Source organism: Motilibacter rhizosphaerae, from assembly GCF_004216915.1.
Lineage (GTDB): Bacteria > Actinomycetota > Actinomycetes > Motilibacterales > Motilibacteraceae > Motilibacter > Motilibacter rhizosphaerae.
In genome coordinates, this window is record NZ_SGXD01000002.1 from 72,159 (window position 1) to 91,850 (window position 19,692).

At 72.4% G+C, this 19,692-nt stretch carries 19 protein-coding genes; all 19 read right to left on the reverse strand.

Features of this window, described 5'->3' with window-relative positions:
- Positions 1–11: 11 nt before the first annotated feature.
- Entirely contained in the window at positions 12–449 is a 438-nt protein-coding gene (gene aroQ / locus EV189_RS05795) for a type II 3-dehydroquinate dehydratase (protein WP_130492025.1), read from the reverse strand.
- Positions 446–1,540, reverse strand: coding sequence for a 3-dehydroquinate synthase (gene aroB / locus EV189_RS05800; RefSeq protein WP_130492026.1), 1,095 nt, complete (start codon positions 1,538–1,540; stop codon positions 446–448). The genes aroQ and aroB overlap by 4 nt, the downstream gene beginning before the upstream one ends.
- On the reverse strand, positions 1,537–2,058 hold the full coding sequence (locus EV189_RS05805; protein WP_130492027.1) for a shikimate kinase: 522 nt from the start codon (positions 2,056–2,058) through the stop codon (positions 1,537–1,539). The genes aroB and EV189_RS05805 overlap by 4 nt, the downstream gene beginning before the upstream one ends.
- The gene (aroC, locus tag EV189_RS05810; protein ID WP_196788525.1) at positions 2,055–3,236 is read right to left on the reverse strand and encodes a chorismate synthase; all 1,182 of its coding nucleotides are present in this window, start codon (positions 3,234–3,236) and stop codon (positions 2,055–2,057) included. Before aroC ends, EV189_RS05805 begins: the two co-directional genes overlap by 4 nt.
- A 42-nt stretch (positions 3,237–3,278) precedes the next feature.
- Positions 3,279–3,482 carry a hypothetical protein gene (locus EV189_RS20065; RefSeq protein ID WP_165400154.1) on the reverse strand — a complete coding sequence of 68 codons (204 nt, stop codon included), beginning with the start codon at positions 3,480–3,482 and terminating at the stop codon, positions 3,279–3,281.
- Between the two features lie 529 nt (positions 3,483–4,011).
- Positions 4,012–4,692: a type 4a pilus biogenesis protein PilO gene (gene pilO / locus EV189_RS05820; protein WP_130492029.1), complete on the reverse strand. Its 681-nt coding sequence runs from the start codon at positions 4,690–4,692 to the stop codon at positions 4,012–4,014.
- On the reverse strand, positions 4,689–5,393 hold the full coding sequence (locus EV189_RS05825; protein ID WP_130492030.1) for a PilN domain-containing protein: 705 nt from the start codon (positions 5,391–5,393) through the stop codon (positions 4,689–4,691). The genes pilO and EV189_RS05825 overlap by 4 nt, the downstream gene beginning before the upstream one ends.
- Positions 5,394–6,422 carry a type IV pilus assembly protein PilM gene (gene pilM / locus EV189_RS05830; protein WP_165400155.1) on the reverse strand — a complete coding sequence of 343 codons (1,029 nt, stop codon included), beginning with the start codon at positions 6,420–6,422 and terminating at the stop codon, positions 5,394–5,396. It abuts the gene before it with no gap.
- Between the two features lie 87 nt (positions 6,423–6,509).
- Entirely contained in the window at positions 6,510–7,292 is a 783-nt protein-coding gene (locus tag EV189_RS05835) for a prepilin peptidase (protein ID WP_130492032.1), read from the reverse strand.
- The gene (locus EV189_RS05840) at positions 7,289–9,076 is read right to left on the reverse strand and encodes a hypothetical protein (RefSeq protein ID WP_130492033.1); all 1,788 of its coding nucleotides are present in this window, start codon (positions 9,074–9,076) and stop codon (positions 7,289–7,291) included. The genes EV189_RS05835 and EV189_RS05840 overlap by 4 nt, the downstream gene beginning before the upstream one ends.
- Positions 9,073–9,828: a hypothetical protein gene (locus EV189_RS05845; RefSeq protein ID WP_130492034.1), complete on the reverse strand. Its 756-nt coding sequence runs from the start codon at positions 9,826–9,828 to the stop codon at positions 9,073–9,075. The genes EV189_RS05840 and EV189_RS05845 overlap by 4 nt, the downstream gene beginning before the upstream one ends.
- Complete coding sequence (locus tag EV189_RS05850; protein ID WP_130492035.1) at positions 9,825–11,123, reverse strand: carboxypeptidase regulatory-like domain-containing protein; 1,299 nt, start codon at positions 11,121–11,123, stop codon at positions 9,825–9,827. The genes EV189_RS05845 and EV189_RS05850 overlap by 4 nt, the downstream gene beginning before the upstream one ends.
- A 125-nt stretch (positions 11,124–11,248) precedes the next feature.
- Entirely contained in the window at positions 11,249–11,707 is a 459-nt protein-coding gene (locus tag EV189_RS05855; RefSeq protein ID WP_130492036.1) for a prepilin-type N-terminal cleavage/methylation domain-containing protein, read from the reverse strand.
- A 308-nt stretch (positions 11,708–12,015) separates the two neighbouring features.
- Positions 12,016–13,236 carry a type II secretion system F family protein gene (locus tag EV189_RS05860; RefSeq protein ID WP_130492037.1) on the reverse strand — a complete coding sequence of 407 codons (1,221 nt, stop codon included), beginning with the start codon at positions 13,234–13,236 and terminating at the stop codon, positions 12,016–12,018.
- Positions 13,237–13,240: 4 nt separating this feature from the next.
- On the reverse strand, positions 13,241–14,428 hold the full coding sequence (locus EV189_RS05865; RefSeq protein WP_269204174.1) for a type IV pilus twitching motility protein PilT: 1,188 nt from the start codon (positions 14,426–14,428) through the stop codon (positions 13,241–13,243).
- An 86-nt stretch (positions 14,429–14,514) separates the two neighbouring features.
- Positions 14,515–15,348, reverse strand: a complete 834-nt coding sequence (locus tag EV189_RS05870; protein WP_130492038.1) for a shikimate dehydrogenase — start codon at positions 15,346–15,348, stop codon at positions 14,515–14,517.
- Positions 15,348–16,472 (reverse strand): endolytic transglycosylase MltG, encoded by a 1,125-nt coding sequence (mltG, locus tag EV189_RS05875; RefSeq protein WP_130492039.1) that lies wholly within the window; start codon positions 16,470–16,472, stop codon positions 15,348–15,350. Before mltG ends, EV189_RS05870 begins: the two co-directional genes overlap by 1 nt.
- Positions 16,469–16,960, reverse strand: a complete 492-nt coding sequence (gene ruvX, locus EV189_RS05880) for a Holliday junction resolvase RuvX (RefSeq protein WP_130492040.1) — start codon at positions 16,958–16,960, stop codon at positions 16,469–16,471. Before ruvX ends, mltG begins: the two co-directional genes overlap by 4 nt.
- An 11-nt stretch (positions 16,961–16,971) precedes the next feature.
- The gene (gene alaS, locus EV189_RS05885; protein ID WP_130492041.1) at positions 16,972–19,650 is read right to left on the reverse strand and encodes an alanine--tRNA ligase; all 2,679 of its coding nucleotides are present in this window, start codon (positions 19,648–19,650) and stop codon (positions 16,972–16,974) included.
- Positions 19,651–19,692 lie beyond the last annotated feature (42 nt).

The following is a 19,692-nucleotide window of genomic DNA, read 5'->3' on the forward strand; positions in this document are numbered from 1 at the left end:
GCGCCGACTCGTCAGCGCGGGGCGAGCGAGCTGAGGGCCAGGCGGTAGGAGTCGAGTCCGAAGCCCGCGACCGTGCCGGTCGCGACACCCGCGACCACGCTGGTGTGGCGGAAGAGCTCGCGGGTCGCGGGGTTCGTGATGTGCACCTCGACGAGCGGCGCGCGGCCGTGCAGCTGGGCGCAGGCGTCGCGCAGGGCGTAGGAGTAGTGCGTGAACGCCGCGGGGTTCAGCACCACGGGCGTCGCGGCGTCTGCGGCCTCGTGCAGCCAGTGGACGAGCTCGGCCTCGTCGTCGGTCTGCCGCACCTCGACGTCCAGCCCGAGCTCCGCGCCCCAGGATGTGCAGCGGGCACGCAGGTCCTCGAGCGTGGCTGAGCCGTAGACCTCCGGCTCGCGCGAGCCGAGACGGCCGAGGTTGGGGCCGTTGAGGACGAGGACCTTCGTGCTCACGGGCAGACCTCCGCGTACGCCGCCGACAGGAGCGCCGGGTCGGGGCCCTCGAGCCGTCCGGGGCGCGCGAGCCCGTCGAGGACGATGAAGCGCAGCATGCTGGCGCGGGTCTTCTTGTCGACCTGCATGGCCTCGAGGAGCTTGGGCCAGGCGGCGGCTCCCCCCGCGTACGTCGTCGGCAGGCCGAGCAGCTCGAGCACGCTGCGGTGCCGGTCAGCGGTCGCGTCGTCGAGACGACCGGCGATGCGACCGAGCTCGGCCGCGAAGACCATGCCCACGGACACGGCGGCCCCGTGCCGCCACTGGTAGCGCTCAGCCTTCTCGATCGCGTGGCCGAGGGTGTGGCCGTAGTTGAGGAACTCGCGCTCCCCCGCCTCCTTGAGGTCGGCGCTGACGACCTTCGCCTTGACCGCGATCGCGCGCTCCACGAGCTCGCGCAGCACCGGGCTGGCGGGGTCGGTCGCCGCAGCCGGGTCGGCCTCGACCAGCTCGAGGATGCGCGGGTCGGCGATGAAGCCGGCCTTGACGACCTCGGCCATGCCGGCGACGAGGTCGTTGCGCGACAGGGTGTCCAGTGCTGCCAGGTCGCAGAGCACCCCCGCCGGCGGATGGAAGGAGCCGACGAGGTTCTTGCCCTCCGCGGTGTTGATGCCCGTCTTGCCCCCGACGGCCGCGTCGACCATGCCCAGCAGAGTGGTCGGGACCTGCACGACGCGGACGCCACGCAGCCAGGTCGCCGCGACGAAGCCCGCGAGGTCCGTCGTCGCTCCTCCCCCGAGCCCCACGACAGCGTCGGTGCGGGTGAAGCCCGCCTGTCCGAGGACCCCCCAGCAGAAGGCCGCGACCTGCGCGGTCTTGGCTTCCTCGCCGTTGGGCGTCTCGAGCAGGATGACCTCGAGCTCCTGAGCTGCCAGGTCTTCCCGGACGGCCTCCGCTGTCGCGGCCAGCGCCTCGGGATGCACGATCGCCACGCGCGCGACCTTCTCCCCGACCAGGCCCCGCAGCTCGCCGAGCAGCCCGCGCCCCACGACGACGTCGTACGCCTCAGCGCCCGTCACGGGGATGCGCGTGACCGCGCCCTGCTCGTTCACGAGATCTCCCTGTGCTGCAGTGCGTCGACGATCTCGTCCACGACCTGGTCCGGCTCGCGGTCGTCGGTGGAGACGCGGACCGAGGCCACCTCGAGGTAGAGCGGGAGGCGCGCCTCCAGCAGGCGGGACCACTGCTGGCGCGGGTTTCCCAGCAGCAGCGGGCGTTCGCGGTTGAAGCCGACGCGAACGGCCGCCTCCGCGACCCCGACCTCGAGGAGAACGACCGGAGAACCGCTGTCCTGCAGGACCTTCCGCGTTGCAGGGTCGAGGATCGCGCCGCCGCCGAGGGCGAGCACGCCGTCGTGGTCGGCGAGCGCCGCGCGGACGGCCGCCGCCTCCAGCTCGCGGAAGCGGGGTTCGCCGTCCTCGACGAAGATCTCCGCGACCGTGCGGCCGGCGCCCGCCTCGACGTCCGCGTCCGTGTCGCGAAAACCCACGTCGAGGCGAGTCGCCAGGGCGGTGCCGACCGTCGTCTTCCCGGCACCGGGAGGACCGGTGAGGACGGCGACGGGGCTCACTTCACCCGCAGGTGCTCGAGGTAGCCCTGGACGTTGCGCCGCGTCTCCCCCACCGAGTCGCCGCCGAACTTCTCCAGGACGGCGTCGGCCAGGACCAGCGCGACCATCGCCTCGGCCACCACGCCGGCTGCCGGCACAGCGCAGACGTCGCTGCGCTGGTGGTGGGCCTTGGCCGCCTCGCCCGTCGCGGTGTCGATCGTGTCGAGCGCGCGCGGCACGGTCGCGATGGGCTTCATGGCGGCGCGGACGCGCAGCACCTCGCCCGTCGTCATGCCGCCCTCGGTGCCGCCGGAGCGGCCGGACCGGCGGCGTACGTGCCCGGCGTCGTCGGTCTCGATCTCGTCGTGCGCGCGGGACCCCGGCGTGGCGGCGAGCTCGAACCCGTCGCCGACCTCGACGCCCTTGATCGCCTGGATGCCCATGAGCGCCCCGGCGAGGCGGGCGTCGATGCGGCGGTCCCAGTGCACGTGGCTGCCGAGGCCCGGCGGCAGGCCGTGCACGACCACCTCGACGACGCCACCTAGGGTGTCGCCGTCCTTGTGCGCGCGGTCGATCTCCTCGACCATCGCAGCGCTGGCGGCGGGGTCCAGGGCGCGTACGGGGTCGGCGTCGACGCGCTCCAGGTCGCCCGGCTCGGGCACGGACCCGGCCGGGGCGACGGCGCCGCCGATGCGGACGACGTGGCTCAGCACGGAGGCCCCGAGCACCTGCTCGAGGAACTTCTTGGCGACGACGCCGAGCGCGACGCGAGCGGCGGTCTCCCGCGCGGAGGCCCGCTCGAGGATCGGGCGCGCGTCGTCCACGTCGTACTTCTGCATGCCCACGAGGTCGGCGTGGCCGGGGCGCGGCCGGGTGAGCGCGGCGTTGCGGGCGAGGCCGGCGAGGACCTCCTCGTCGACCGGGTCGGCCGACATGACCTGCTCCCACTTCGGCCACTCGGTGTTGCCGACCTGCACCGCGACGGGGCCGCCCTGCGAGAGCCCGTGGCGCACGCCGCCGAGCAGCTGCACCTCGTCGCGCTCGAAGGACATGCGCGCGCCCCGGCCGTAGCCGAGGCGGCGCCGGGCGAGGTCGTCCGCCACGTCCGTGGACGTGACGCGGACCCCGGCGGGGAGTCCCTCGAGGACGGCGGTCAGGGCGGGTCCGTGGGACTCACCTGCGGTGATCCAGCGCAGCACGTGGCCGATCCTCCCACAGCGCCCGCGGTCACCCCGCGTCCATCAGCCCAGAGTGGCGCTCTGCCCCTCGCACAGGTCGTCCCGCTGTGCCGCGTAGGCCACGGTCACGCAGCTGCCGCCCTCCGCTCGGACGACGGAGACGCCGGAGAGGTCAGTACCGCCGACGGCGACCACCGTCGCCCGCGTGCCGACACGGACGCGGGCCGAGCTGTTGTCATCCGCCACGTCCAGCACCAGGACCACCACGGGCGCCGCCGACCGCGTGGCGGCCGGGGAGGCCGCAGGAGCAGTCGGCTGCGGCGACGGGGCCGACGGCGTCCCGGAGGCGCTCGGCGCAGGGGCGGGGATGGGCGTCGTCGACGGGCTGCTCGTGGCGACCGGGGCGGGACTGCCGGCCGGGGCCGCAGGCAGCCCGTTGGCGTCAGGAGCACCGGTGGACGACGCGCGCGCGGCATACGCCGCGGGGACCCCGAAGGGGTCGCGCGGGCCGTGGGTGGGTGGGGTGGAGGGGCTGTCCCCAGCCACCGGCTCGGCGCTCGTAGCCCCGGAGGATGCCGGCCGAGTCCCCGTGGGTCGTCCCGTCGGAGCGGGGGTGCGCGTGGAGGCCGGCGTGCTGGCAGCCGCGGGCTGCGCACCGCCGGACGGCCCGGCACCGAGGACGTGCGGGACGACGACCAGCCCGGTCACGGCGACCCCGAGCGCCGCTAGGACGGCTGCGACCGCCAGTCGCGGCTGGGACAGACCCTGGGCAGGGGTGAGGTTCACGACCGCTCCCTCAGTTCATCGTCGTCGTCGTGGGGTGGGCACCGCCGGTCGCAGCCTCGGCTGCGGCCGCGCTACCTGCGGCAGCGGCGGCCGCACCGGCATCGGCGCCAGCAGTAGCGCCTCCCGCTGTGAACAGACGCAGGGAGACGTGACCGGAGACCTCGCCGCCGGCGGTGCCGCCCGTCTCGTTGCGCGCGAGCGCCACCGACACGATCCGGACGGCCCGCGGCAGGTCCTCGATGCGGTGGAGGTAGGCCTGCACCTGGAAGTACGAGCCCGAGACGACGACGTCGACGGGGACCTGCTGCACTCCCGCGACAGTGGAGCTGGTGCCGCCCGTCGCGTCGGTCAACGCCGTCGGCGCACCCGGTGCCAGGCTCTGCACGGAGACGCCGGCCGCGGACGCCGACGTCGTCAGCTGGCGGACCACGACCGGAAGACCGACCGTCGGCGGGATCTGGTCCGCGAGGACCTCCAGGCGGCGCTGCACGGCAGGGAGCTCGGCCGCCTGCTCCTGGAGCTTCGCCAGGTGGGCCTGCTGAGCGGCGTTCGCCTGCAGTGTCTGCGCGACGCTGCTCCGCAGGTGGCCGGTGTCCTCCTGCGCCGGATGGACCCCGAGCCAGTAGCCGCCCACTGCCAGGGCCAGGTTCCCCGCTGCGGCGAGGGCGTAGACGCGGTTCACCTCGATCACTTCCCCTTCGTGTCGAAGCGGTGCGACAGCGCCTCACCAGTGACGCTGACCGACGAGGTGAACGTGTAGGTCGCCGGCGACCCCGATGCGTCTCCCGGCACCTCCGTGGCGCTGCTCAGCCCGACACCGGTGAAGCCCGGCTGTTCGGACAGAGCGACCAACCAGCGCGAGATCGCGTCGTAGCTCACTGCTGTGCCGATGAACTGGATCGAGGCCACCGTCCCCACCGGGGTGGCGCTCGTCGCTCCACCGGCCGCGGCGCCCTGCTGCGGCGAGACGGTGAGGCTCGTGAGCCAGACCCCGGAGGGCACTCGGCGGGTCAGCTGGTCCAGCACGGTGGACCAGCGCACCTCGTCCGCCATGACGGCCGAGAGCCTCACCTCCGCGGCCCGCGCCTGCTGCAGGACGAGCGGGACCGCGGCGTACTCGTGCTGCCGCGAGACGACCTCGGCGCCCGCCGCCTGAGCGGCGGCGAGCCGACCCCGTTCCTGGTCGCGACCGTGGGCGGCTACCAGGTGGAGGCCGAGCAGCGCGAGCAGCGTGAGCACGGACGTGGCGGCGAGCGCGAGCTGCACGCGCCGCCGGCGCTCGGCCGCGAGGACGTGCGGCGGCAGCAGGTCGACCCTGGGAAGGCTCCGGAAGGCTGCGGCATCGAGAGCGCTGGAGCGCACCGACTCGATCGGGGAGAGGGTGGTCGGCATCTAGATGCACCCCAGTGCGAGGCCGACGGGGATGGCCGTGGCGAAGGACGGGACGGAGTCGTCCCCGGGCAGGGCGTGCGTCGGGGACGCCACCTCGACGGGCATGCCGTCCAGGACCAGTCGGGGCAGCAGCCCGGACAGCAGAGCACCTCCACCCGAGAGCACGACGCGCTCGACGGGCGAGCTCCCGCCCGCGGTCGCTGCGTAGTAGCCCAAGGAGTTGCGGATCTCCAAGGCCACCTCGGCGGCGGACTCGTCGAGCAGGGCGCGCACGGCCTCGCCGGTCTCGACGTCCGGCGGCGCGAGGTCGCCGCGCTTGAGCGCTTCAGCAGTCGCGAAGTCGACGGCCAGGCGGGTGGCGATGGCCTCGGTCGCGGCGGCACCGCCGCGGAGCAGGCTGCGCACGAACAGCGGTCGGCCTGCCGAGTGCACGACCATGCTCGTGACGTCGGCGCCGATGTCGACGAGCGCCTCGACGGCGGGGGGCGCGTCCTGCGGTGCGCCGCTGTGCAGGGCGCGCAGCAGCGCGAACGGCAGGATGTCGATCGAGACGGGCGTCAGCCCGGCGGCCTGGACGGCGCCCACCGCGTCGTCGACAGCCTGCTTGGCGGCAGCGACCAGCAGACCGCGCACGACGCTCCCTCCGCCGGCATCCCGCTCCTCGACGGGCCAGAAGTCGAGCATGGCGGCGTCCGTCGGCATCGGGATGAGGTCACCGACGGCGAACGGCAGGCTCGCCCTCAGCTCGTCGACGGGCATGCTGGGCAGGTCGACCTGCCGGACGACGACGCGACGGCTGGCGAGCCCCAGGCCGACCCGCTTCGAGGACGGTCGCACCTCCGCCCACAGCTGTCGGATCGCGGCAGCGACCGCGGCGCTGTCGACGACCTCGCCCTCGCGGACCGCTCCGGGAGGCAGGGCGACCTCGCCCATGCGGGTCACCCGGAGGCGACCACGCCTCTCCGCGACCTGGACCACACGCACTGCGGTGGTGCCGATGTCGAGGCCGATGCCGGCACGACTCGCCACAGGTCCTCCTCGAGACTCAGCCCTCTGCTGCCCCCTCCCTCTTCGGCTCCTGCGGTGCGCAGTTGAGGGAAGCAAGCAGAGGCGTGATCAGCCGAGGACGAAGGAGGCGTACGCATGCCCCACGGGCTGGCCCGCGACGACCGCGATCATCGCCCCCGCGACCATGAAGGGCCCGAAGGGGATCGCGCTGCGTCGGCCGGCGCGACGCAGCGCCATGAGCACGAGGCCCACAGCGCCGCCCAGCAGGAACGGCAGGAACCCGCCCACCACGGTGCTGTCCCACCCGACCCACCCGAGGTAGCAGCCCAGCAGGCCGGCGAGCTTCACGTCTCCGAACCCCATCCCTCCCGGCTTGACGAGAGCGATACCGAGGAAGACCAGGAACAGCGCCACCCCGCAGACCAGGGCGCGCAGCAGCGCGGACAGCGGCGCCGGGCCCGCGACGGCGAGCGCGAGCAGGACGATCGCGACGGGGTACGACGGGAGCACCAGCGCGTTCGGCAGGCGCTTGCAGTCGAGGTCGATCAGGGCGAGCGCGAGCCCCACCGCCGCCAGGTAGAGGAAGGCCGGCAGCTCGGGCGCGGCACCGAAGTGCGCTGCCAGCCCGGCGAACAACGCCCCCGTCCCGACTTCCACGAGCGGGTAGCGCGGCGAGATGCGGCACCTGCAGGTCCGGCACTTGCCCCGCAGCAGCAGCCAGCTGAGCACCGGGACGTTGTCGAGCGGCCGGATCCGGGTCTCGCAGCCGGGGCAGCGGGACGGCGGCGACACCACGCTCTCGCCGAGCGGGACGCGGTGCACCACCACGTTGAGGAAGCTGCCGACGGCGAGCCCGAGGATCGCTGCGAAGGTGACGAGGATGCCGGTCACGGGTTGGCCTGCTCGGCCACCGCCTGGACCTGCCACCGTGCGCTGGTGGGGTCGAGGAAGAACGGCGGCGGCTGGGTGACGAGCCGCGAGTCGTACCTGTAGTCCTTGACGAACCCGCTCACGGTCGAGCCGCTCGAGGTCGACGCGACCGGCCCACGGAACTTCTGCGCGAGCGCCCCGACGAGCCGCAGGGTGCCGAGCGCCGGACCCTTGTTGTAGTTCTGCACGGTGATGGATCCCTGGACCGAGAGCAGGGCGGCGTCCACCTCGATACCAGCGCCGCCGCTGGGGAGGCTGTAGGTGACGTCGTTGGTGTAGACGCCGTCGCCGTCGCTGTCGGTCACCGGGTGGTACACCTGCACGAAGCCGTTGCCGATGAGCCCCAACGAGTCCGTGCTCGAGCTGCTCGTCCCGCCGGCGTACGTGGTGTTGCCCACGATGTCGACGTCCTTCTGCGCGCCCACGGTGAAGTGGCCGGACACGCTCCCGGAGACGAAGGCGTTGCCGTCCAGACAGGACTCCGCGGCCGTGAGAGTGTAGCCGAGCTGGGTGGACGAGCAGCCGCCGGAGGTGATCCCCCGCACGTAGATGACGCCGTTGGCCGGGCGCGCCGTCGCCGTGCCTCCCGAGGCCAGAGCGGACGCACTCCCGCAGCCGCTGTTGAGCACGCTCGCGTCGCTGCTGCCCGGGCTGGTCACGCTGACGCTGCCGTCGGCGTTGAAGGCGAGCTTGGTCGGACCGGTGTAGAGGCAGCCCTCCCCTCCCTGGCTCTTGTCCGCATAGCTGACCAGAGCGGCATTGCTGGGCGGGAGAGAGATCGTGTCCTCCCGCTGGGGTGTCATGCAGCCGGTGCAGGTCATCACCGGGTCCCCGGGGCCGTAGTAGACCTTGTTCGGGTTGCTGGGCTGGATCGATGCCGTCTCCGGCCAGTTGCTGCCGACGACGTCACCTGCGCGGAGCGACTGGAAGGTGATGCCACCGGCGCCGATGCTCATCGCGTCCTCCGAGTGCACGTGCCCCGTGAGCTTGTCACCGCCGCCGAAGGAGATGGTGTCGCAGGTGGGCGTCTCGGACTGGGGACCTCCCGAGTTGGTCCACTGACCCGAGTTGCTGTTGTACGTCTGGGCGTAGTAGGTCCGGGACCCGAGGCGGACGTTGTTCCGCCCGTTGTAGTAGAACTTCTCGCAGGCGGCGGCGGTCGATGCAGAGATGGCGCTCTGGTACTGGAAGCGGTGCGTGCTGTCGCTTCCAGGGACGATCTGGCCAGCCGGGTGGACGTAGGGGTAGAGCGCAGGAGCGAGCGTCTCGTAGGTCGTGTAGTAGATGAGGTTGAGCAGTCGTTCCTTGCGCAGGTCTGCGGTCAGCGTGCGGCGGACGCCGTTCACCCTGCCCGTGACGCGGATGCGCAGCAGGCCGCTCGAGGGCCGGGTCAGGACGGAGTACTGGTAGAACGACGCGATGGCGACACCGGAGGTGTCGGGGACCCGCGCCCACGTGGTCGGGGCGGCCGAGGCCGTGACGAGCGCCGCGTTGCTGCCGGCGGGCGCTCCACAGGCGTCCAGCCAGTAGGTGTCGCAGGCGTTGAGCCGGGACACGTAGTCGTCGAGACCGGCTTGAGCGGCGGCGAGCGCGGCTTGGTAGTCCTGCGTCCTGCGGTCAGGCGCGGCCTGGCGCGTCACCGCGAACAGAGAGGCGGACACGACGAGCGTCAGCACGAGCGCCATGCCCATGACGACGACCATGGCGAAGCCCTGCTCATCGCGGCCAGCTGCGCGCATCCTCATGACAGGTCTCCCGGGACGGTGGCGGCGTGCGACGTTCCGACCAGCGTCACCCGTCCGCTCGCCGTCGCCGTGGGCAGCGAGACGCCGTACGCGTCCGCCGGCGTGATGGTGATGCTGACGGCCCGCACCTTCGACAGGTCTGCCGGCGCGAGGCCAGTGCTCCCCACGGGCAGCGGCGCAGCCGTGGCAGAGGACGCGCTCCCGTTGAAGCTGAACAGCGTCGCCGACGGCGACAGGCCGTGCAGGAGCACGCGGCTGGTCGTGGTCCCGGACGCGCGCCAGGCGTACGTGCCACCGGCTCCCGACGACCAGGACGTGCTCGTCAGCCTCTCGACCAGGCACTGCTCCGTCGCCTTGCAGGCGGTCCCCGTCGCTCCCGGCACGGCGACGTACTCGACCTTCGTGGGCCCGGACACCGAGGTGCTGGCGTTGGCGGCGCTCAGGTTGACCGTACGCAGGTTCGCGAAGAACACCGCGTCGTTGCCGGAGGCGGTGAGGAAGGGTGTCGTGTCCCCGTCGTTGAGGACCACGGCAACGCGCATCACGGACGCGACGCGCTCGTAGGCCGCCCTCACGTCGGCCACCTGCTGTGCCGACAGGTCCGCGCTCCGGCTCGTGCGCTGCACGGCCACGGACAACGTCACGAGGAGCGTTCCCAGGACGGCCATGAGGCCGATGGAGACCAGGAGTTCGGCGAGCGTCACTCCTTCGTCACCGCGGGGACGTCGGCGCTGCAGTCGCAGGGTCCTCATGCGTTCACCGTCGCAGTCTTGACCGTGGCGTCGACCGTGACGTCCGCGGAGCCGAGGACGGTGAGGAGCGAGTCCAGTGCCTGGATAGTCCACCGCCCGTAGGGGAGTGCCACCGGGGCAGCGCCACCGCTCCCGCTGACTCCGAGGGGCACCGTTGTGACGAGGGAGCACCCCGCGCTGACCTGGTGCACCGCTCGGAGCGTGACACCGGCGGTTCCGACCCCCGCGCGCCTCACCGTCACCGCGACCCCTCCCAACGGGACGGAGACCGCGGTGCTGCCCGCCGGAGCCAGGGTGGCCGCGACCGGAGTCGGCAGCGCGTTGTCCGCGCAGTCACCGGCGTAGGTCAGGTAGGACCCGCTGGTACCCGTGGGGAAGAGCCCGTTGCGGCTGGGGTCGCTGTTGGAGACGGACCCCACCAGGCGCGGCGCCTGGCCCGTCGAGGCGCAGAAGCTCGCCGTGGCCTGCGGCGTGCCACAGGCGTAGAAGGTCCGTGCCGGGTAGGACGAGGAGGTTCCTGCGACGGTCAGCGGCAGGGAGCCAGGGATGGCGTAGCCGGCCGGCGCGGCGTAGCCCACGGTGAGCATCCCAGCGGCGGCGTACGAGACGGGCGAGGCCACGGTGAGGGCTGCGGCCGTGACGCTGGTGCTGGTCGACGTCGCACTCAGGTTGCCGAGCGTGTCCACGTAGCCCGCCTTGCTCACGGTACCGGTGTAGGTCCCCGGGGTGAGCCCCGTGAACAGCGCGCACCCGTCGGCACCCGTGACCACGCTGGCGCCGCCCGTGATGGTGACCGTCGCACCGGCGACGGGAGCGCTGGTCGCATCCTGCACGGGGATGCCCAGGGTGCCCTTGGTGGGGTCGAGGCCGGTGATCGGCAGCGCCACCAGGGTGTCCGACCGGACGGGTGCTGTCGTGCCCATGCCCGACCAGGTCACGGTCTCGGTGACCCTGACGTAGGTCAGCTTGCCCCCGGTCGCCATGCATGCGCTGCCGGTGGCGTTGAAGGGGACGAGTGCGGCGTCCTGTTGGACCGAGAACCCGGCCGGCACGGGCAGGCCGGGCGTCGACGTCCCCAGCGGGATCTTCACCGCGGAAGTGCCGCGCGCCAGCTCGATCGCCGAGCTCGCCAACTGCGCGGCGACGACGCGGGCACTGTTGGTCCGCTGCGTCCGCACGATCGTGACCAGTGCCCCGAGGATGCCGGTGGCGAACAGGGCGAAGACCACCATCGAGACGACGATCTCGATGAGCGTGAAGCCCTCGTCGCCGCGATCGGCGCGCAGTCGGTGCACGTCTCCCCCTGGTAGGTCGCGCCTTCTGGATCGGCCACCCGGGCCGGCACTTGAGTGCCGGCAGGGACGAGCCAGGGCCCGGGACGGAGGAATCCGTCCCGGGCCCGGCCCCGCTCAGTCCGCTATCAGCACTTGGCAGCGGTACCGACGGCCTGGAGGCCGCCCTTCGAGCTGTCCCAGGTGTAGTAGTTGCCCGACTTGCTCTTCACGTCGATGCAGTACCCGTTCACCGCGTTCGCAGCGGTGGTGGTGATCGCGCCCGTCGAGTCGTAGCCCTTGATCGTGACAGTGGCGATCGTGGACGAGGGGTTGTAGTCGCTCAGCACGCCGTGGGCCGCGGCGCCGGTGCTACCCGCCGCGACGAGCGCGTAGGCGTTGTTGTCCGTGAAGTAGGTCTCCTCGATCGTGGAGAGGTTCTTCGCGTCGGACTGGGCCTGCGCGTCCCAGCCCTTCTTCCGCTGGTTGAGGAAGACGGGAACGGCGACAGCCGCGAGGATGCCGATGATGATGATGACGACGAGGAGCTCGATCAGGGTGAAGCCCTGCTCCTCCTCCTGCATGGCCTTGCGGAACCGAGCGAGCATGATGTCCTCCGGGGACCGATGACGTGTGCTGCCCCGCCGGTCCTCCCGCGGCGCCGAGGCGCCGGCCGAGGCCAGCCGATTCCTCCGGAGGCTCCGGAGGCTCCGACCGTCGACCGCGCCCTGGGCGGGTCCGTCTCTGGCCGGTGCAGCTCTTGCTGACACCAAGCAGATCGGTCCACCACAGTCCGACTTGAGAGCCGCTCGTGCTCCGAACGGGTGGTGCTTCCAGGCCGTGCCGCCCCTGCTCGTGCAGACGAGGACGGCCCGGCAGTCCCTTGTGGACTGCCGGGCCGGTGGAGCAGGAAGCGCTACTTGATCAGGTCCGAGACCTTGAAGATCGGCATGTAGAGCGCGAGGATCATCGCGCCGACAGTAGCGCCGAGGAACGCGATCATGATCGGCTCGATGAGGGCAGTCAGCTGCTCGGTCGTCTGCTCGACTTCCTGGTCGTAGAACTCCGCGATCTTCTCGAGCATGAGGTCCAGAGCGCCGGTGTCCTCGCCCACGGTCAGCATCTGCACGACCATGGGAGGGAAGACCGGGTGCCGCTCGAGCGGGCGAGTGACGGACTCTCCCGAGCGCACGCTGTTCTGGATCTCGCGAACCGCCTGGGCGATGACGGTGTTGCCTGCAGTGCTGCCGACGATGTCGAGGCTCTGCAGGATGGGAACACCTGCGCGCAGCATCGCCCCCAGGTTCCGGGTGAACCTGCTGATCGCGATCTTCTGCACGAGCGGACCGAAGATCGGCACCTTGAGGAAGAGCGGGTCGAGCACGTTCCGCACCCGTGGGTCGTGCTTCAGCCGCGGCCAGGCGAAGGCGAGAGCGACGACCGTGACGAGACCGATCGGGCCGCCGAACTTCATGAAGTGGCTCAGCTGAAGGAGGATCCGGGTCGGCAGGGGCAGCGTGCCCCCCAGCGTCTTGAACATGCCGGCGAAGGTCGGCACGATGAAGACGAGCATGCCCGTGCACATGAGGATGGCCATGACGAAGACCACGACCGGATAGGTCATCGCCGACTTCACCTTGCCGCGGAGCTTCACCTCGGCCTCGAAGTTCTCGGCGACCCGCAGCAGCGTGGTGTCGAGGAAGCCGCCGACCTCGCCCGCCTTCACCATGTTCACCATCAGCGGCGGGAACGCCTTGCCGTGGCGCGCCATCGCTACCGACAGCGAGACCCCGGTCTCGACGTCCGACCGCACCGTCGTGAGTGCTCTCGCCAGGAAGGCATTCTCCGTCTGCTGCTCGAGGATGGTGAGCGCTCGGAGCAGCGAAAGGCCCGAGTTGATCATCGTCGCGAACTGGCGGGAGAAGACCGCCAGGTCCTTGAGCTTGACCTTGGCTCCGAACGTCGGCAGGGCCAGCTCCCGATTGAGGCCGCTGCCACCCGCTTCCTTCAGTGACAGCGGCGCCACTCCTTGACTGCGCAGCCGCGTGAGAGCGGACCCACTGGAGTCCGCCTGGAGCTTGCCCTTGACCGACTTCCCCGCGGAGTCGCGTCCGGTGTACTCGAAGGTGAGGCTCACGCTGTCACATCCGTCCGCTCAGTCGGCGGAACTCGTCGATGTGGTGCGCCTTGGTCAGGGCCTCGTCGAAGTCCACCACGCCCTGGCGCACGAGCTGTGCCAGGTGCTGGTCCATGGTCTGCATCCCGTGCGCGGCACCCGACTGCATCATGGAGCCGATCTGGTGCGTCTTGCCGTCACGCACGAGGTTCCTGATGGCGGGCGTCATGGTGAGGACCTCGCACGCCACCGCCCGGCCGGTGCCGTCCGCCCGCTTCACCAGTGTCTGGGAGACCACACCCTGGAGCGTGCCGGCGAGCTGCACCCGCACCTGCGCCTGCTGCTCCGGAGGGAAGACGTCGATGACACGATCGATCGTCTGTGCCGCGTCCTGGGTGTGCAGGGTCGCGAAGACGAGGTGGCCGGTCTCGGCGGCGGTCAGCGCGACGCTGATCGTCTCGAGGTCGCGGAGCTCGCCGACGAGGATGATGTCCGGGTCCTGGCGCAGCGCGTGCTTGAGCGCCTCGTTGAACGACAGCGTGTCCTCGCCCACCTCGCGCTGGTTGACGATGCAGCGCTGGTGGCGGTGCAGGAACTCCAGCGGGTCCTCGACCGTGAGGATGTGGTCGTCGCGGGTGCGGTTCGCGAGGTCGATGAGGCTCGCGAGCGTCGTCGACTTGCCCGAGCCCGTGGGACCGGTCACGAGCACGAAGCCGCGCGGCAGGTCGGCGAACCCCGCGACGGCAGCGGGCACGCCGAGCTCCTCGAGCGGCTTGATCTCGAAGGGGATGACGCGGAAGGCCGCGCCCAGCGCGTCGCGCTGGCGGTAGACGTTGACGCGGAAGCGCGCGCGCCCCGGCAGGCTGTACGACAGGTCGAGCTCGAGCGCGTGCTCGAACCGCTCGCGCTGGCGCTGCGTCAGCATGCCGTAGATCGCGCCCTGGAGGTCCGTGGGCGTGAGCCGCGGCACGTCGGTCATCTGCGTCAGCCGGCCGTGCACGCGGAAGGCCGGAGCCGCGCCGGCGGTGAGGTGCAGGTCCGAGGCGCGCAGCTCCAGCATCCGCTCGAGCAGCGCGTGCAGGTCCAGCGGCGCGGACGGGGCGTCGCCCTGCTCGGGCGTACGGGCCGCCGGGAGCGCAGCGACGGCGGGCGCTGCGACCGGGCTCGGCTCCAGGCCGTACGTCGCCGCCGGCTTGGACCAACTGGGCTCCACGTGCGCCTCCTGCCACCTCGGGCGGCTCCGGACGCCACCCTCCGGCTAGCGCATCGGCAGGCGGACCGCCGGGTTGAGCAGGACGATCACGCGGCCGCGAGCGCCGCCTCGCCCGCAGCGCGCATCGGGGCGACGAGCTCCGCGGCCGGCGTGGCCGTGCCCGTCATGAGGACGACCTGCAGCGCCGCCTGGTGCACGAGGAGGTCGAGACCGCCCAGGACGTCCTCCCCGTGCTGCAGCCACGACACGGCGAGCGGCGTGGGCCAGGGGGCGTAGACGACGTCGAACAGCACACCGGACACCAGCGGCGGCAGCGCGTCGACCAGACCGTCGGTCGCCCCGGCCGGGGCGGTGGACACGACCAGGTCGGCGGCCGCCATCGCCACGGCCGCCCGCTCGGGCTCCCACGGCACCACGCTGGTCGTGACGCCGGCAGCGCGCGCGACGGCGGACAGCTCGTCGGCGGCCTGCGGCCTGCGGACGACGAGCGTCACCTGCCGAGCCCCGAGCCGCCCGAGCGCGACCAGCGCGGACGCCGCCGTCGCTCCCCCGCCGAGGACGAGCGGACGCTCGGTCCGGCGTACTCCCCGCTCGGCGAGCGCGGCCACGAGGCCGGGGACGTCGGTGTTCGCCCCCACCCGGCGCCCGTCGCGCAGCACGAGCGTGTTCGCGGCGCCGGTCGCGTCGACGACCTCGTCGCGCGCGTCGAGCAGCGGCAGGACCGCCCGCTTCAGCGGCATCGTGAGCGAGAGCCCCACCCACTCCGGACCGAGTCCTCCGACCAGATCCGCCAGCCCCTCCTCCCCCACCTCGACCGCGTCGTAGCTCCAGTCCGCGAGCCCCAGCACGGCGTACGCGGCGCGGTGCAGGACCGGGGAGAGCGAGTGGGCGACGGGCCGGCCGAGGACCGCCGCGCGCATCAGTAGTCGATCCCGTACTTCGCCTTGGCGGCCACGAACTCGCTGTTGGTCTTGAAGAACAGCGTCGTGCCCTTCTTCATGTCGATGGTGAGGAAGTAGAGCCAGTCGCCGGGCGTCGGGTCCATGGCGGCGGCGAGCGTCGCCGCGCCCGGGTTGCTGATCGGCGTCGGCGGCAGGCCGGGCCGGCGGCGCAGGTTGTACGGGTTGTCCCGCTCCTTGCCGTCGATGATCTCCGTCGTCAGCGGGACGTCCTGGCCCAAGGAGTAGTGCAGCGCGGAGTCGAAGCCGAGGGCCTGGTGCGAGTCGAGGCGGTTGTACGCGACCCGCGCGGCCTTGCCGTAGTCCTCCTGGCTGTTGACCTCCTTCTCCAGCATGCTCGCGACGCGCAGCACGTCGTACGGCGCGCGGTTCGCCCCTCCGTCGCCGGACGCGGGGGCGCCGCTGGCGTCGGTGATGCCGAGCTTCACGAACTGCCGGCGCGCCTGCGCGACCATCTGCTGGACCATCGCGAGCGGCTTGTCGCCCGGCTCGAAGGCGTACGTCGCCGGGAACAGGAAGCCCTCGGCCTTCCCGCCCGCCCAGCTCGGCAGCCCGAGCCGCGGGTTGGTCAGCGCCGCCTCGAACTGCGCCTGCGGCAGCTTCGTCTTCTTCGCCAGCAGGGCGACGATCTCCTCGGCGGTCATGCCCTCGGGCACGACGACCTTGATGGAGACCCGGGCGGTCGGGTCGAGCAGGAGGTCGAGGGCGTCCTTCGCCCCCATGTGCTTGCGCAGGCGGTAGGTCCCGGGCTGGATCTTGGCGGAGCGGTCGTCCGCGCGCGCGGCGTCGACGAACGCCTGCACCGTGCGCACGACTCCGAGCGCCTTCATCCGCCGGCCGATGACGGCCGCGGTGTCACCCTTCTCGACGGTCACCGGCTGCGCCGCCGTGCCCTCGCCGGACCAGTCGTCGGTCGTGCTGACCTTCCCGAACGCCTTGTGCACGGCGTAGTACGCGCCGCCGCCCAGCCCGCCGAGCATCGCGAGGGCGATGAGCACGGCGATGGCGCTCTTGACGCGCTCGGCGCCGCGCCCGGGGCGCGGCGGCCGAGGGCTGCGCTGCGGGGTCTCCTGCGTCGTCGTCATCGCTCCACCTGCGGGTCGTCGTACGTGTCGGGTGCGTGCTGGTCGTGCTGCTGCGCCGCCCGGTCGGCGTCGAGGGCGCTCTGCAGGAGCACCGCCGCGGCGGACGCATCCACTCTGCCACGGGACTCGCGGCTCCCGAGCCCCGCGGAGCGCAGGTCCCGGGTCGCGCTCACCGTGGAGAGCCGCTCGTCCACGAAGCGCACCGGGATCCGCCCGAGCCGGCCCTCGAGCCGGCGGGCGAACAGCCGCGCGGCCTCCGCGGCCGCCCCCTCCTCGCCGCGCAGCGTCAGCGGCAGGCCGACGACGACCTCGACGGCGGCGTAGTCCGCCACGAGCTGGGCGATCCGATCCACGTCCGTACGCGACCGCCCGGTCGCCCGCGGCACCGTCTCGAGCGGCACCGCGAGCGTCCCGCGCGGGTCGCTCACCGCCACGCCGACGCGGACGCTGCCCACGTCGACGCCCAGGCGCACGCCGCTCGCCGTCACGGGCGGCACGCTCAGCCGGTCACCGTCGCGCCGACGGTGTGCTCCACCGCCGCGAGCGCGTCGCCGATCCGCGAGGCGTCCGCGCCGCCGCCCTGCGCGACGTCGTCCTTGCCGCCGCCGCCGCCGCCGAGGACCTGGGCGGCGACCTTGACGAGCGCGCCGGCCTTGAGCCCCCACTCGCGGCCCTTGTCGTTGACCGCGATGACGACCACCGGGCGCTCGCCGGCCTTCGCCGCGACCGCGACGACGCTCGGGCGCTCCTGGCCGAGGCGGCCGCGCAGGTCGAGGACGAGCTTGCGCAGGTCGTCCGCGCTCGTGCCGTCCGGCGCGGCGTGCGTGACGACGGCGACGCCGAACACGTCGGTGGGCGAGGACGCGAGGCTGCCGGCCGCGGCCAGCACCTGCGCCGAGCGCACCCGCTCGAGCTCCTTCTCCGCGTCGCGCAGCCGGCTGACGAGCCCGGAGATGCGCTCCGGCAGCTCCTCGGGGCGCGCCTTGAGCGCCTCGGAGACCTGGGCGAGCAGCACGTGCTCCCGCGCCAGGAACTCGTACGCGTCGGCCGCGACGAGCGCCTCGATGCGGCGCACGCCGGCGCCGATGGAGGACTCGCCGAGCAGCTTGACGACGCCGAGCTGGCCGGAGCGCTGCGCGTGGGTGCCGCCGCAGAGCTCCCGCGCCCAGTCGCCGACCGACACGACGCGGACGGTGTCGCCGTACTTCTCGCCGAACAGCGCCATGGCGCCGCTCGACACCGCCTGCTGCTGGCTCATGAGCTCGGCCTGCACCGGCAGGTCCTCGAGCAGCAGCGCGTTGACCCGCGCCTCGACGTCGTGCAGCACGCTGAGGGGCACGGCGCCGGTCGCGCTGAAGTCGAAGCGGAAGCGGCCGGGAGCGTTCTCCGAACCGGCCTGCGTCGCGGTCTCGCCCAGCGCCTCGCGGATGGCCTTGTGGACCATGTGCGTCGCGGTGTGCGCGCGGCTGATCGCGCGCCGGCGCTCGACGTCGACCTGGCCCTGCGCCGCGAGGTCGAGGACGGCCTCGCCGGCCATGACCTTGCCCCGGTGGACGATGACACCGGGGACGGGCTGCTGGACGTCGTAGACCTCGACCTGGGCGCCGTTCGCCAGCTGCAGGTAGCCGGCGTCGGCGAGCTGACCGCCGCCCTCGGCGTAGAACGGCGTGCGGTCGAGGACGACCTCGACGACCTCGCCCTCCCCCGCGGCGCGTACGGGCACGCCGTCGCGCAGCAGCCCGGAGACCACGCCCTCGTCGACGACGGTGTCGTAGCCGGTGAAGGTCACGGCGCGGCCGAGCCGGTCGGCGATCTCGCGGTAAGCGCTGACGTCGGCGTGGCCGGTCTTCTTCGCGCGCGCGTCGGCCTTCGCGCGGTCGCGCTGCTCCTGCATGAGCCGGCGGAAGCCCTCGGTGTCGACCGAGAGGCCCTGCTCCTCGGCCATCTCCAGGGTCAGGTCGATGGGGAAGCCGTAGGTGTCGTGGAGCCGGAAGGCCTCCTCGCCGGGCACCTGGGCCGTGCCGCTGCCCTTGAGCTCGCCGACGGCGAGCTCGAAGCGCGACGTGCCAGAGCGCAGCGTCGAGTTGAAGCTCGTCTCCTCCGCCACCGCGACCGTGGTGATGCGGGTGCGGTCGCGCTCGAGCTCGGGGTACTGCGGCGCCATCGCCGTGATCGACGCGTCGACGAGCTCGGCCATCGTGTGCTCGGGGCCGCCGAGCAGCCGCATGTTGCGGATCGTGCGGCGCATCATGCGGCGCAGGACGTAGCCGCGGCCCTCGTTGCCGGGCGCGACGCCGTCGCCGATGAGCATCGCGGCGGTCCGCGCGTGGTCCGCGACCACGCGGAGCGCGACGTCGGTGCGGGTGTCCGAGCCGTAGCGGCGCCCGGTCAGCGTCGACGCGCGGTCGAGCACCTGCCAGGTCGTGTCGATCTCGTAGAGGTTGTCGACGCCCTGGAGCAGCGTGGCCATCCGCTCGAGGCCCATGCCGGTGTCGACGTTCTTCGCCGGCAGCTCGCCCGCGACGTCGAAGTCCTCCTTGGAGCGCACGGCGGAGAGCTCGTACTGCATGAAGACGAGGTTCCAGACCTCGAGGTAGCGCTCCTCGTCGGCCTCGGGACCGCCGTCGCGCCCGTGCTCGGGGCCGCGGTCGAAGTAGATCTCGGAGCAGGGGCCGCCCGGACCCGGGACGCCCATGTTCCAGTAGTTGTCCTTGAGGCCGCGGCGCTGGATGCGCTCGTGGGGCACGCCGACCACGCGGTGCCAGAGGTCGGCGGACTCGTCGTCGTCGTGGAGGACCGTGACCCAGAGCCGCTCCTCGGGGAAGCCGTAGCCGCCGTCGGACTGCGAGCGGGTCAGCAGCTCCCAGGCGAGCGGGATCGCCCGCTCCTTGAAGTAGTCGCCGAAGGAGAAGTTGCCGCACATCTGGAAGAACGACGCGTGCCGCGTCGTCTTGCCGACCTCGTCGATGTCGAGGGTGCGCACGCACTTCTGGATGCTCGTGGCACGGGGGTACGGCGGGGCCTGCTCCCCGAGGAAGAACGGCTTGAACGGCACCATGCCTGCGTTGACGAGCAGCAGCGTGGGGTCGTCGGCGATGAGCGAGGCGGAGGGGACCACCGTGTGGCCACGCTCCCCGAAGAAGCTCAGCCAGCGCCGCGCGATCTCAGCGGACTCCACGGTTCCTCCTGCTCGACTGCCCGCGGCGCTGCCGCTGCCGCT